We start from the raw sequence: 13,289 nt of genomic DNA on the forward strand, positions 1-13,289 counted from the left end.
ATTCTACTTTTTGCATCTTCTCAAGAAGATTTATTGACCAAGTTTCCCATACAATAAATAATATTTAAGTAATTATTCCACATAAACATTGTTAATCATGAATTTCCCCCTAATTAAAGTCTTAAAAAATGGCATATTAGTGGAACTAGATTATATGCATCCTCAAGAACAGGAGGTTGTAAGAGCATTGCTCAATGTTGTAATTTCTGAAGGTAAAACCTATCCCCAAAAGCAACCTCTATCTCCTACAGAATTTTCAGCTTACTGGTTAAGTAAGGATGCCTTTGTTGTCAGGACATCTGTTGTAGATCCTACACATAAGCCAAAAGAAATATTAGGGGCGTTTTATTTAAAGCCAAATTTTCCCGGTCGGTGTAGCCATATTTGCAACGCTGGTTTTATTGTACAACCTGGGTTACGTGGTCAGGGTATTGGGCGGTTCATGGGAGAGGCTATGCTTTCAATAGCAGCAAACCTGGACTATGAAGCAGTAATGTTTAATTTGGTCTTTGAGACTAATATACCTTCAATTACACTTTGGCAGTCGTTAGGATTTAAGATTATTGGGCAAATTCCGGGTGCGGCAAAGCTAGAGAATGGGCAGGTGGTAGAGGCGCTAATCCTTTATCACACTTTGGGTTGAACGACTTGTCTATCTTTGTATGTACTAGAAGTCAGCTATATGGCATAAATGTTAGGATTGCCACAGAAAGAGAATAGCGAAAGAGAAGGAAAAAAAACTGAATGGCAGAAGTTGATAAGTCAATATCCTTCGATGGAAGGGATATTCGACTGAAAGTAGGCCTATTAGCTCCCCAGGCTGGTGGGTCGGTTTTAATAGAATCAGGGGACACATCCGTTTTAGTGACGGCTACGCGATCGCAAGCCAGAGAAGGCATAGATTTTCTTCCCCTTACCGTAGATTATGAAGAAAGGCTATACGCCGCTGGTCGGATTCCTGGAGGGATCATGCGGCGGGAAGGTCGCCCACCAGAAAAAACAATTCTCACCAGCCGTCTTATAGACCGTCCCATGCGTCCCTTGTTCCCCTCATGGCTACGGGATGATCTGCAAATTATTGCCTTAACGCTGTCGATGGACGAGTTAGTGCCACCCGATGTGCTGGCAGTTACAGGTGCTTCCATCGCTACCCTGATTGCTCAAATCCCCTTTAATGGCCCAATGGCAGCAGTGCGGGTTGGTTTAGTGGGAGATGATTTTATTATTAACCCCACTTATGCAGAAATTGAAGCCGGAGACTTGGATCTGGTAGTAGCAGGTTCACCATACGGCGTAATTATGGTGGAGGCAGGAGCCAATCAGTTACCAGAACGAGATATTATCGAGGCGATTGATTTTGGCTACGAAGCAGTGCGGGACTTAATCAAAGCGCAGCAAGATTTAATTGCAGAGTTGGGGCTGGTAATAGTGCAAGAAGCACCACCACAAGTAGACCAAACGCTGGAAAATTATATCCGCGATCGCGCCAACGGTCAGATTAAGAAAATCCTGTCTCAATTTAGTTTGACCAAACCCGAACGCGATGCAGCTTTAGATGTCGTCAAGGATGAAATTGCCGCGACGATTACTGAACTGTCAGAAGAAGACCCAATTCGAGTTGCCGCAACTGCAAATAAGAAGGCACTTGGTAACACTTTTAAAGATATTACCAAATACTTCATGCGGCGGCAAATCATCGAAGATAACGTCCGCGTTGATGGTCGTAAACTCGATCAAGTGCGTCCTGTTTCTTGTTTAGTTGATGTCTTACCAAAGCGAGTCCACGGTAGCGGTTTATTTAACCGGGAACTAACTCAGGTATTATCCGCTTGTACTCTGGGTACACCCGGGGATGCCCAAAACCTCAACGATGACATGCAGTTAGATCAACACAAGCGTTATCTGCATCATTACAACTTCCCGCCCTTCTCAGTTGGGGAAACCAAGCCAATGCGGGCCCCAGGAAGACGCGAAATTGGTCACGGGGCGTTGGCAGAACGAGCGCTCCTACCTGTGCTACCGTCAAAAGAACAATTTCCCTACGTCATTCGCATCGTATCGGAAGTACTTTCCTCTAACGGTTCCACCTCAATGGGTTCAGTCTGCGGTTCCACCCTCGCCCTGATGGATGCTGGTGTACCAATTCTCAAACCCGTCAGTGGCGCGGCAATGGGTCTGATTAAGGATGGGGACGAAGTGCGGATACTGACCGACATCCAAGGCATTGAAGACTTTTTGGGCGACATGGACTTCAAAGTTGCTGGGACGGATACCGGGATTACCGCCTTGCAAATGGATATGAAAATCTCCGGTTTGTCTTTAGAGGTTATAGCCCAAGCCGTCCACCAAGCCAAAGCAGCCCGGTTGCACATTCTAGAGAAAATGCTCGCCTGCATTGACACGCCACGTACTGAAACCTCACCCTATGCCCCACGTCTGTTAACAATCAAGATTGATTCAGACATGATTGGTTTGGTAATTGGGCCTGGAGGCAAGACTATTAAGGGGATCACAGAGGAAACTGGTGCAAAAATTGACATCGAAGATGATGGCACCGTGACAATTTCCGCTGTGGATGAGAATAAGGCCAAGAGAGCCAGAAATATCATCCAAGGCATGACCCGCAAGTTGCACGAAGGAGATGTCTACGCAGGACGCATTACTCGGATTATACCGATAGGTGCATTTGTGGAATTTTTGCCTGGAAAAGAAGGCATGATCCATATTTCTCAACTAGCCGACTACCGCGTTGGCAAAGTTGAAGATGAAGTAGCGGTGGGCGATGAAGTGATTATCAAAGTGCGCGAAATTGATAACAAAGGTCGGATTAATCTTACCCGCTTGGGTATCCACCCAGATCAAGCAGCAGCAGCAAGAGAAGCTGCGGCGGTGAATCGGTAACTCGATTTGGGATTTTAGATTAGATTAAATCTAAAATCCGCGATGCCTACTGTGAAGGCATCGCCGTATGCTTCTCTAATTAAAGCTCTTTCATCACTCTCAGCACAGTAAAAGAAGAAATATTCATCAGATTACTCACCCCGTGGAAACCCCTACATTCATGATGTTGTTGGCGAATTGATAGGGGGTTTAACCCATTAGCCCCAATCCATTGGCAAGTTCTTTAATAAGAGTGCGTTTCAACGCACAGTAGCTCTTAGCCCGCAATTTATTGCAGGGCGGGAAAGCAACGCTAAACTAAGGCTTTAAGGGTGAGGGGTTTAACCCATCATGAATTGACCAACAACATCATTCATGTATGGGGGTAAGGGGCAGGTGAATTTATTCACCGTCAAAATTGTTTCAATTATCCTAATCATATCGTAACCTTTCACACTCCCCCCTACTTCTCAACGATAAATCAAGGGTTTCGACCATTTTGCCGGGGGGGAGTGAATAATTACATCATATCTGCCAATAAAATTAAATAGTGTGAAAAATAAATCTGTTTTATAACACGTTATCTATCAAGTCTGTCAAATCTTCACTCTCTGCATACAGCAGTAAGTGTGGGTTCGCAGATAAGATGAAATTCTGACAACGAATTTATAAGGGTTCCAGGTACCGATATTCGCGCATAAAGTGAAATTCATTGTGGAGTCTGGGTTTGAGCCAAATATTCAATTTGCACATAAATTGAAATTTTCCGACTTTGATTTAACGACAGCCCGAATGCTTTTAAAAGCGTACTTTTGAAGTGCGATAGGCTTACGCCCCACGCCCAGGCGATCGCCTCGTGTCATAGGTAGCCAAGCAGCTTGACTATGGAAAATTCGGGATTTTAAGTATAAATTATAATCAGTATTTAACAAAATATAGTGAATTTCTGTGAGTAGATGCAAAATTTCACTTTATGTGCCAATTCGCTAGCTTTCTCAAACCCTTGCCCCACAATCGATTTCACTTTATGTGCGAATTCCGTCGCCTGGAACTCCTGTAACTCCGTTGTTCAAATTTCATCTTATCTACGAACCGACATAAGTTTGGTTAAAACCCCAGGAAGCGTTTTAACAACATCAAGAATTGCTCCTCATTTGAGCCAACGCCAAATTATTAATCTAATTAATACAAACGCTAAACCTGATTATCTAATTCGTGAAAACATTGAATATCTATTACTTGATGTCCGAACTAAAAATCGCGAAAATCAACTTGACTTCAATCCAGAATTGTCCAATCAACTCAAAAACAACCAAGCATTTAAATTGATTTATCAACAAGATGATGTTTATTTATTTCAAAAGCAGTAAGTAGAGCGGTGTAAATAATTGAAGGTTTTGAGTATATATAAAATATACTCCAAACCCATCTTAAAAACATTATTTCAGTGACATTATGAATAGTTTACAATCTGCTAAACCTCCAAAACTATCTAGTTGCAATTCTCAAGTCATCCTCAATTGCTTTGAGAATGCGTGGCAACTGGAAGATATGTTATTGAAAAGTCTGCTTGGGGAAGATACATTCTATGTCAATCCAGACCCTTTGAGAAATCGCCTAATTTTTTATAAGAAGAATTCAGAACTCAGGAGTCAGAATTCATACTGAATTCTGTACGAGTGGGTGATAGTGCCAGCGGCAAGCGAGTCCGCGATTTAGTTGCACAATATTTATTAAGAGACAGTAATCAGGATCGAATTAATGAAACTGATGCCTGTAAATTTTCTCAACGATTATGAAATAAATTTACTTGATAATTAACGCTACTTTCTCAGTAGAAACGTAATTTGGTAAGACGTGATTCAATTTTGCTTCATTGAGATGCAGATGATCTGACAACACAGCAGAGATCACATTCCGAAAATCAGTAGTGATAGCCAAGTCCCTACCTTGGTAAAGTTGGGTTGTAGATAGACCAGGCCATTCACCGTAAACTTTACCACCGCGAATATTACCACCCAAAACCCACATAACATTCCCGTGACCGTGGTCGGTACCACCATTATCATTTTGCTTGACTGTACGACCAAACTCCGACATCACGACAATTGTCGTATTCTGGTAAACGCTCCCCAACCCTCCGACCAAAGCAGACAAACCCGAACCCAATTTTTTGAGGTTGCGAGCTAACTGTCCTTGAGTGCTACCTTGATTGACATGGGTATCCCAACCTCCCAAAGCCATAAACCCTAACTCAATTCTGGGGTCTTTGAGTATTAGTTGTGCCAATCGTTGGGCATCGCTGGCGAAGCCATCAGGTGAAGGCGCACCATTATTCGCCATTTTCATTTCACTATCTAGGTCATTCATGATGGCCTGACGCGCCATCCGTCCTTGGTGATAGGTCTGACTTAAGGCATCATTACCGCCATAAAGTTGGTCAAATGCTGCTGCTAATTGAGGACGATCTATTGGCAGAGGTCTGTTAGCATTTCTTCCTGATGCTATGTTAGCTACAGGCATCCGTCCAGAAAAAATCCAGGGTGTTGTTTCTCCGACACTTACCGCTTGAATGGGTGTTTTTTGAGAAATCACCCCTAGTAAACGATTCATCCAACCATCCTGAGTATGTTTATCACCAGGGGTAGCGTTTTCCATGTATTCTTGGGCATCAAAGTGAGAACGAGTTGGATCGGGAGAACCACAAGCATGAATAAATGCCAAACTCTTCTGCTGCCAAAAAGGCATCAAAGAATCTAATGCTGGATGCAAGCCAAAGCGTCCATCTAAATCTATTACTCCCCCTTCCTTCCCTGGTTGGGGAATAGCAATTTGTGGTCGGGCTTGATAGTAAGCTGTTTCTGAGTAAGGAACCACGACGTTTAAACCGTCTACTGCTCCCCGGAGGAAAATTACAATTAAGCGCTTCTGGTCACTGTTTGGGGTAGTGGATCTAGCTATCCAAGCATTGCTGCTTAGGGCTGTGATTGCGGAAGCTGAAAAAATTCCACCTTGGATTAGGAAGTTACGTCTTTTCATAATTAAAATTACTAAGTTATGGCTGTTTCAAATTCGCTTCTATGTCTCAGCTAGAACTGCTAGTCAACAACCTAGTTCTAAAGACCAATACCTTAGCCAAAAAAAGAGCCGCACCCAATTAATTTTTGGCAAAACTGGCAAAAACTCTAACTAACGATGCATAAATTCTGGACTGCCCAAAATTAAAGCACTATGGATTTGAGGGGAACTAGAGGCGATCGCATTCTGCGTTTTCATTGACAAAGAATTGCCCAATGTATTGGTTAGTTGCCAAGCATCTACAGGAATACTGGGAGACTTGTGTAAAGGTCTTTGCCCTGTGCCGATTTGCTCCCTCTGTTCTATATTTGTAGGGATGGTTGATAAGGGTAAATTGCCATTAGCGATCGCCGCAGCAAAACTGAGGCGGCGGTTCATTGCATCAGGGTTTAACCACACATCTGCTGTGTTTTTGTAACCATCTGGAGTTTGGCAACCGTATAGAGGCATTCCCAACTGTTGCAGCAGATTAGAGATTGGTCTTGTGTTCTCTACTTCCACACCTGTGGCTCGCACCGCAGAGATCGCATATTGATAGGGTGTTTTAAACTTGGCATTAAAGTTTTTGGCATCCCAGAATTCTCGACTGTGGAATAGGGTGTTGAGAACCTCACGAATATTGCCATCAGTGGCCAGATAACGGTGTGTAAGATTGTTTACCAGAGTCGTTGGGGGAAGATCGCTGACAAAATATTGAGCTATTTGATAGCTGATATGACGTGCAGTTGCCGGACTCCGAGCTAAAATATCTAAAGCTTCCTCCCCTTCGGCTTCACCACCGCTTTTAATTGTGTGTCCCAGGAAAACTTTGTCGCTAAAATCATGACGCTTTGGATTGAAGTCAAATCCGAAAGTATTATCTGTCTGCTGATCAGGACGAATGAAACCCCAACCACTTAAAATCCGCGCCAGAGCAATTACATCTTGCTGAGTATAACCTCCATCTACGCCGAGAGTGTGTAATTCCATCAGTTCGCGGGCATAGTTCTCATTCAAGCCGCGGATATTACCTTGAGCATCAGGGTGGTTGTCAGCCCGATTTTGGAAGTTGTCTAGATAATACTGCATAGCTGGATGATGAGCTGTTGCCCCTAACAGGTCACGAAAGCGACCCAAAGCGTAAGGTCGAATCGCCTCTTGTTCATAAGCTCCCACCCAGAGGCGATCGCGTCCTTTAGCAGCATCCACATTAAAATGGTTATACCAAAAGTCCACCATCACTTCCTGGAGTTGTCGGGGACTGCTAGTTGCTTCTAATAATCGCCCCTGCACTGCCTCATCTAGCACCTGTTTAGCCCACTTGTTGGCAGCTTTTCTTTCTAATGGGGTGGGTTTTTGCCCTGGGAGATTAGTTGTGCCGTGTTCTGAAAGTTCCACCGGATTCAAGTAGAGAGTATTTAGCTGCTTTAGTTGGCTGGTGAGACTTTGCGGTTCGGGAATCGATTCGGGTGAGAGTTGCTCCTGAATGTATCGCTCTACACCCAGAGACTCCACTCTTTGCACATCTCCCGGACGAGGGCCAAAGCTGAGGCGATTAATTATATGTAATACTTTTGGGTCAACAGGTGTGGAGGCTGCATTACTAGGAGGAATTGACCCCAGTAAGATCAACAGCAACAACACCCAATACTTAGGCTTTACAGTCATAGAGTTAATTGTGCTGTGCGGGAGGATTTTTCTTATACATACGTTCGGCAAATTTCTGCCGTTGCTCTGGGTTCAAGATTTCCCGAATCGCAAGGGTATTTTCAAACTGGGTATCACTAAGCTGCTGCTTTACAAGCTTAATTTGGTTATATTTACCCCGCACTTGCTCTTTAGTAGCTGTCCCTGCGATCAGATCATCTAATTCCTGTTCCCCTTGACGGATTTCCTGTGATTTTTGGGCTATTTGCTGTTTAGATTGATTACGAATTTGCTTAATCTGTTGCAATTGCTGGGATGTCAAATTCAAATCCTTGAGCCATCCCCCTGATTTAGCAAGATTTGGACGAGTTACACCTGTAGGGGTTTGGGCAATGACTTGGTGTGAAATTAAAGTTGGCTTGGCCAGAGCAATAGTACTACCAAAGCCAATCATCGCCACTGCCAAAATGGAAACACGACGGATTAACATCAAAGCGATCTCCTATTCAGTATCTAAGTCTGTAAAATGCCATACATCACTTTCCAGATGTTCGTTACTGACTGTACCTTGCCAATTGCTTTCAATAAAATTTTGCAATGTGGCAAGTTCAGCCCGACTCGGTTGAGCCGGGATGAAGGCACGGTAGCCAACGATCGCAGCGACTAATCCCGCTGCAAGAGCAGGTAGAACTAGCCTCGGTCTTGAATAGTGGCGTAAGGGTGCTTGAGGCCAAGCTTTCACCTGTTGTAAAATTTGTTGTTCTAAATCAGGCGAGGCTAGCGGAACTTCTGGACAATGTTGGCAGAGAAAATTAATTAGGTCAGGATCATCATTGGGTAACTGAGTCACGTCGCTTCGCTCCGAATTCAAAATTCAAAATTAATGATCTCCATAAATCAATTTAGTTGCTCTGTATCATGAGTCGTTTTCGGTCATAGCTGCACCCCTTGGTTTTGGAGAAATTGACGCATAGCAGCACGAGCATGGAATAGGCGTGACTTGACTGTTCCCAGGGGAATGTCCAGAATTTGTGCTACCTCTTTTTGAGGTACTTCTTCCAAATCATGCAAAACCAATATCGTGCGATGGTCAAAGCTTAGGTTTGCTAGTCCCCGTTGCACAAGGTCTTGATAATGCAGATTCATTAACTCTGGGGCTTCCTGTTGGGTAGGAGTTTTTTCACTGAGAATCTGTAATTGAGTTCGCCTTTGAACATCTGCCTGTCGCTGGTCATAAGCTACGTTCCAAGCGATTCGGTACAGCCAGGTAGAGAATTTTGCTGTTTGGCGAAACTTGGGCAATCCTTTCCAGGCTTGCAGAAACACTTCCTGCACCACATCGTCGAGGCTGGCAGGAGTACAGAGTTTATAGAGGATTGACCTGACTCTTTGCTGATGGCGACGGTAAAGCTGACCATAGCTTTGGGTATCACCCCTCAGGCACTGCTGTACTAGATAACTGTCAGATTCGCTTTCTAATTCACCAATCAATTGATTTGCTTTTGAAACCTTGGCTGGTACAACTAACACCTGAGGCGTTCTCCTCTATCCGTTTCGTTGCTTGTATTAGACATCTCCAGAAATTAAATATGCGTTATCCAGAGTCCTTGTAGAGACGTAGCACTGCTACGTCTCTACATTCATTTTCACCAGATGTCTATTCATTAGACCGGATGAATGGGAAAAAGGTTCAAAGGTGCAAGTTCACGCAGAATTAGTATTACTCAGGTAATAGTGCCATAGAAGTCTTGCCGCAACTGCTCGCCACGGACGCCAGTGCTGTGTTATTGCTTCTAGTTGTGCTGGTGTTGGACGTGTCGCCAATTTTTTGAGTCGCTGTAAAGCGATCGCGATCGCTAAATCGCCTTTGGGAAAGACATTAGGACGTTGCAGCGCCATTAGCAAATAAATATCAACTGTCCAGTCTCCTATCCCTTTGAGGCGCTTTAACTCAGTTCTGATAGTAGTTTCATCCATTCCTTCCAGCTTGGTTAGGTCAAGCTGACCAGTTGCGATCGCATTCGCCAATCCACGACAGTATAGAATCTTTTGCCGACTAAATCCAATCCCTTTTAATTGAGCATCATCCAATGTCAGAAAGTTTTCTGGCGTCAGAGTTACAACAACCCCACAGAGTCGAGTAAATACAGCCTTTGCTGCTGCTAAGGAAACTTGCTGTTCCAGAATTATGCACAGAAGCGTTGCAAAACCCGGTTCTCTTGACCATATTGGTGGAGGCCCCAGTGTCTCTAAAATCCAAGCCAAATCGCTGTCAAGATTGGCAAGCACCATTAGACCACGAGTCAGACTTTCTTCAGTCAATGATTCTAGTTCAGGTGTTTGTTGTGCGGCTGTTTCTTCCAATGTCATCTTTCAGAAATTTCAACCTAAAAAGAATTAGGATACAGAGCAAGTTAATTGATTTATTTTTTAATCGTAAGTTAAAGGGTTTAAGAACCTGCAATCTACATGTAGCACCCATTTCAGTCGGGGTTTAAATCCCCCGTTAGCGACGGAGGAGCGTCAGTGGCCACAACGCTCTTAACTATCGCTTGGCACTTCTCTTCTCTACGAGACGCTACGCGAACGTCTGAAATGTCTTTAATTTTGAATTTTGTTAGCGCAGCGTAAAGCCTTCTCTTTCAGAGACGCTAACGCGAACGGCATGGCTTGTCTGCGACACGCTACGCGTAGCTTGCTTCTCCGTAGGAGTACGCTTAGAGCGAGTCTACGTTCGCGCAGCGTCTCGTAGAGAGCGTCATTTTGAATTTTGAATTGTTAATCCCCTTTGGGGTTGATTCTTGTGTGAGCAGTTTTTGTTTGCGTTCAATTCCCCAGTGATAACCACCAAGACTGCCATCACTCCGCAGTACACGGTGACACGGTACAATCAGCGCTATCGGATTAGCTCCACAAGCATTTCCCACCGCACGGACTGCTTGGGGTTTGGCAATATCACAGGCAATATCAGTATATGTACGCGTTTCACCATAAGGAATTTTTTGTAATGCTTGCCAAACCTGTTTCTGAAATGCCGTACCACGGACATCAAGTGGTAAATCGAGATGTACCTTACCTCCTGCAATAAAGTTGAGGATTGCTTGTATCCATTCCTTGTGTGTGTGGTCATCACGGATGATGTGCGCTTGATGAAATTCCTGATTTAAGATGTGTTCAAGCTTGTCTGCTTCATCACCTAGTTTAACGGCGCAGATACCCTTTTCTGTTGTTGCCACAAGCAAATATCCTAGTGGACATGGAGCGATCGCATAGACAATACTGATTGTCTTTCCAGCTTGTTGGTAAGTCTTTGGTGTCATTCCCAGTTGTTTAGGTGCTTTCTCATAGAGTTGACTACTTGAACCATACCCTGTGTCGTAAACGGCGTGAGCAATTTCTTCCCCTGACTGAAGACGCTGTTTCAATCGTTGGCTACGCAGCGCATCTGCATATTGAAAAGGCGATACACCAATTATTTGCTTGAATCTCCTTTGTAAGTAACTAGAACTCATTCCCACTTGAGAACATAGTTCCGAAAGGGTTGGGATGCGATCGCCTTGTGCTTCAATATATCGACATACTGCTAAGACTTTGGCTGTGCTTGGAACTGTTTCAGATTGTGGTTGACAGCGCTTACAAGGTCGAAAACCTGCAATTTCAGCCTCTTGTGCTGATTGGAAGAAACAAACTTGATTGCGATTTGGTCGGCGACTAGGGCAAATAGGCCGACAATAAATGCCTGTAGAGCGAACACCATAGAAAAGCTGACCGACAAAACTGGGATCTCGATTGAGAACTGCTTCCCAGAGGGTTTTCTCTAAAAGTTGTGTCTGTTGTAATTGCATTGATGCCTCTTCTGCCATTTCTAGTAAATCATGGGGCGATCGCTACGTACTAAACTTGATATATAGAAATTCCCGTTTTCAACGCTACTAACCTTTGGTAAAAATATTTGGGTATACATCAGCTGCTTAGAAAACGCCATAACACTAGATTAAGTGTATTGAAAAACTACTTTCTATCTGATTGTTGCGATCAAACGTCTGAAATGTCTTTAATTTTGTTAGCGAGTCATCGAGCTTAAAAAGTGAAAAGTAAAAAGATAATCCCCATTTGATTACTGGGGATTCTCCTATAAAAAAAGCCCTTGCTTTTATGCAAGAGCCTTTAAATTATTTAGTTGTCAGTGATGAAATAAACCTTAGAACTAGTCTAGATCGTTCATGAACATCACTGGCTCAGTATCACGGTTAATTCCTTTCTCAAAACCACCAGCCGCAGCCCGTGCGCGACCAGCGTGCCATAAGTGACCAACTAGGAAGAAGAATCCTAGTACGAAGTGAGAAGTTGCCAACCAAGCGCGAGGAGATACGTAGTTGAAGGAGTTAATCTCGGTAGCCACACCACCCACGGAGTTCAAAGAACCCAGAGGAGCGTGGGTCATGTATTCAGCAGCGCGACGAGCTTGCCAAGGCTGAATATCATTCTTGATTTTTTCCAAGTCAAGACCATTGGGGCCACGTAGAGGCTCTAACCAAGGGCCGCGGAAATCCCAGAAGCGCATGGTTTCACCACCGAAGATGATTTCACCAGTTGGAGAGCGCATCAGGTATTTACCTAGACCAGTGGGGCCTTGGGCAGAACCGACGTTAGCACCCAAGCGTTGGTCACGAATCAAGAAGGTCAAAGCCTGAGCTTGAGAAGCTTCTGGGCCGGTAGGGCCAAAGAATTCGCTTGGATAAACGGTGTTGTTAAACCAAACAAAGATGGAGGCGATGAAGCCCATCAGTGAAAGAGCGCCCAAGCTGTAGGAAAGGTAAGCCTCACCAGACCAGATGGATGCACGACGTGACCAAGCAAAAGGCTTGGTGAAGATGTGCCAGATACCACCAGAAATTAAGATAAAGGCAATCCAGATGTGACCACCGACGACATCTTCCAAGTTATCAACGCTAACAATCCAGCCTTCGCCACCAAAGGGAGACTTGATTACATAACCGAAGATAACTGCTGGGTTCAATGTCGGATTGGTAATAATCCGAACATCACCACCGCCTGGTGCCCAGGTGTCATACAATCCACCAAAGAACATTGCTTTTAGCACTAATAGCAATGCACCGAATCCCAAAATAATCAGGTGGAACCCGATGATGTTCGTCATCTTGTTCTTGTCTTTCCAGTCGTAACCAAAGAAAGAAGAATATTCTTCTAAGGTTTCTGGGCCACGAACGGCATGATAGATACCGCCAAAGCCAAGGACGGCTGAGGAAATCAGGTGGAGTACGCCGACAACAAAGTAGGGGAAGGTATCGATGACTTCACCACCAGCACCAACACCCCAGCCCTGAGTGGCGAGGTGAGGTAACAAGATCAAGCCCTGCTCATACATGGGCTTTTCAGGAATGAAGTGAGCGACTTCAAACAAAGTCATCGCTCCAGCCCAAAATACAATCAAACCAGCGTGGGCAACGTGGGCACCCAGCAGTTTACCAGATAAGTTAATTAAACGTGCGTTACCAGACCACCAAGCAAATCCAGTGGATTCTTGGTCGCGTCCAGCGCCGCCTAAGATATTTGGTCTATTAGAGAGCGTTACCACGTGGTAATACCTCCTCAGGGAATACAAATTGTTCGTGGGGTTGATCTTGAGGAGCCATCCAAGCGCGGATACCCTCGTTCAGCAAAATGTTTTTGGTATAGAAGGT

At 44.3% G+C, this 13,289-nt stretch carries 11 protein-coding genes and 1 pseudogene; 3 read left to right on the plus strand and 9 right to left on the minus strand.

What is annotated here, in order from left to right; genetic code table 11:
• Positions 1-97: 97 nt before the first annotated feature.
• The 3 genes from V7K67_RS15145 (at position 98) to V7K67_RS15155 (ending at position 4,250) form a co-directional block, all read left to right on the plus strand.
• Positions 98-643, plus strand: coding sequence for a GNAT family N-acetyltransferase (locus tag V7K67_RS15145; protein WP_334705753.1), 546 nt, complete (start codon positions 98-100; stop codon positions 641-643).
• Positions 644-744: 101 nt separating this feature from the next.
• On the plus strand, positions 745-2,901 hold the full coding sequence (locus V7K67_RS15150; protein WP_334705754.1) for a polyribonucleotide nucleotidyltransferase: 2,157 nt from the start codon (positions 745-747) through the stop codon (positions 2,899-2,901).
• Positions 2,902-3,836: 935 nt separating this feature from the next.
• A complete protein-coding gene (locus V7K67_RS15155; RefSeq protein WP_335167228.1) occupies positions 3,837-4,250 on the plus strand; it encodes a DUF2079 domain-containing protein in 414 nt (137 codons plus the stop codon).
• Positions 4,251-4,686: 436 nt separating this feature from the next.
• Here the strand turns inward: V7K67_RS15155 and V7K67_RS15160 are convergent, their stop codons facing one another.
• The 9 genes and pseudogenes from V7K67_RS15160 to V7K67_RS15200 all read right to left on the minus strand — a co-directional run.
• The gene (locus V7K67_RS15160) at positions 4,687-5,919 is read right to left on the minus strand and encodes a DUF1501 domain-containing protein (protein ID WP_335167230.1); all 1,233 of its coding nucleotides are present in this window, start codon (positions 5,917-5,919) and stop codon (positions 4,687-4,689) included.
• A 150-nt stretch (positions 5,920-6,069) separates the two neighbouring features.
• Positions 6,070-7,605: a DUF1800 domain-containing protein gene (locus V7K67_RS15165; RefSeq protein WP_335167231.1), complete on the minus strand. Its 1,536-nt coding sequence runs from the start codon at positions 7,603-7,605 to the stop codon at positions 6,070-6,072.
• A 4-nt stretch (positions 7,606-7,609) separates the two neighbouring features.
• Positions 7,610-8,074 (minus strand): Spy/CpxP family protein refolding chaperone, encoded by a 465-nt coding sequence (locus tag V7K67_RS15170; RefSeq protein ID WP_335167233.1) that lies wholly within the window; start codon positions 8,072-8,074, stop codon positions 7,610-7,612.
• A 12-nt stretch (positions 8,075-8,086) separates the two neighbouring features.
• Complete coding sequence (locus V7K67_RS15175) at positions 8,087-8,434, minus strand: hypothetical protein (protein WP_334732285.1); 348 nt, start codon at positions 8,432-8,434, stop codon at positions 8,087-8,089.
• 83 nt (positions 8,435-8,517) lie between these two features.
• Positions 8,518-9,114 (minus strand): sigma-70 family RNA polymerase sigma factor, encoded by a 597-nt coding sequence (locus tag V7K67_RS15180; RefSeq protein WP_179067698.1) that lies wholly within the window; start codon positions 9,112-9,114, stop codon positions 8,518-8,520.
• 174 nt (positions 9,115-9,288) lie between these two features.
• On the minus strand, positions 9,289-9,954 hold the full coding sequence (locus tag V7K67_RS15185; RefSeq protein ID WP_334732284.1) for a DNA-3-methyladenine glycosylase family protein: 666 nt from the start codon (positions 9,952-9,954) through the stop codon (positions 9,289-9,291).
• A 347-nt stretch (positions 9,955-10,301) separates the two neighbouring features.
• The gene (gene ada / locus V7K67_RS15190; protein ID WP_335167235.1) at positions 10,302-11,429 is read right to left on the minus strand and encodes a bifunctional DNA-binding transcriptional regulator/O6-methylguanine-DNA methyltransferase Ada; all 1,128 of its coding nucleotides are present in this window, start codon (positions 11,427-11,429) and stop codon (positions 10,302-10,304) included.
• Positions 11,430-11,791: 362 nt separating this feature from the next.
• Complete coding sequence (gene psbC / locus V7K67_RS15195) at positions 11,792-13,183, minus strand: photosystem II reaction center protein CP43 (RefSeq protein ID WP_179067687.1); 1,392 nt, start codon at positions 13,181-13,183, stop codon at positions 11,792-11,794.
• Positions 13,167-13,289 (minus strand): annotated as a pseudogene (locus V7K67_RS15200) (photosystem II D2 protein (photosystem q(a) protein)); the annotation flags it as partial. The pseudogene V7K67_RS15200 and the gene psbC, both read right to left, overlap by 17 nt.

The organism is Nostoc sp. (assembly GCF_036917155.1).
Classification (GTDB): Bacteria; Cyanobacteriota; Cyanobacteriia; order Cyanobacteriales; family Nostocaceae; genus Nostoc.

What these genes read in the sequence shown, in the direction of transcription:
- V7K67_RS15160 (WP_335167230.1), bottom strand. Translation starts at nt 5,919, where the DNA reads ATGAAAAGACGTAACTTCCTAATCCAAGGTGGAATTTTTTCAGCTTCC.
- V7K67_RS15150 (WP_334705754.1), top strand. Translation starts at nt 745, where the DNA reads ATGGCAGAAGTTGATAAGTCAATATCCTTCGATGGAAGGGATATTCGA.
- V7K67_RS15185 (WP_334732284.1), bottom strand. Translation starts at nt 9,954, where the DNA reads ATGACATTGGAAGAAACAGCCGCACAACAAACACCTGAACTAGAATCA.
- V7K67_RS15165 (WP_335167231.1), bottom strand. Translation starts at nt 7,605, where the DNA reads ATGACTGTAAAGCCTAAGTATTGGGTGTTGTTGCTGTTGATCTTACTG.
- V7K67_RS15155 (WP_335167228.1), top strand. Translation starts at nt 3,837, where the DNA reads ATGCAAAATTTCACTTTATGTGCCAATTCGCTAGCTTTCTCAAACCCT.
- V7K67_RS15170 (WP_335167233.1), bottom strand. Translation starts at nt 8,074, where the DNA reads ATGTTAATCCGTCGTGTTTCCATTTTGGCAGTGGCGATGATTGGCTTT.
- ada (WP_335167235.1), bottom strand. Translation starts at nt 11,429, where the DNA reads ATGCAATTACAACAGACACAACTTTTAGAGAAAACCCTCTGGGAAGCA.
- V7K67_RS15145 (WP_334705753.1), top strand. Translation starts at nt 98, where the DNA reads ATGAATTTCCCCCTAATTAAAGTCTTAAAAAATGGCATATTAGTGGAA.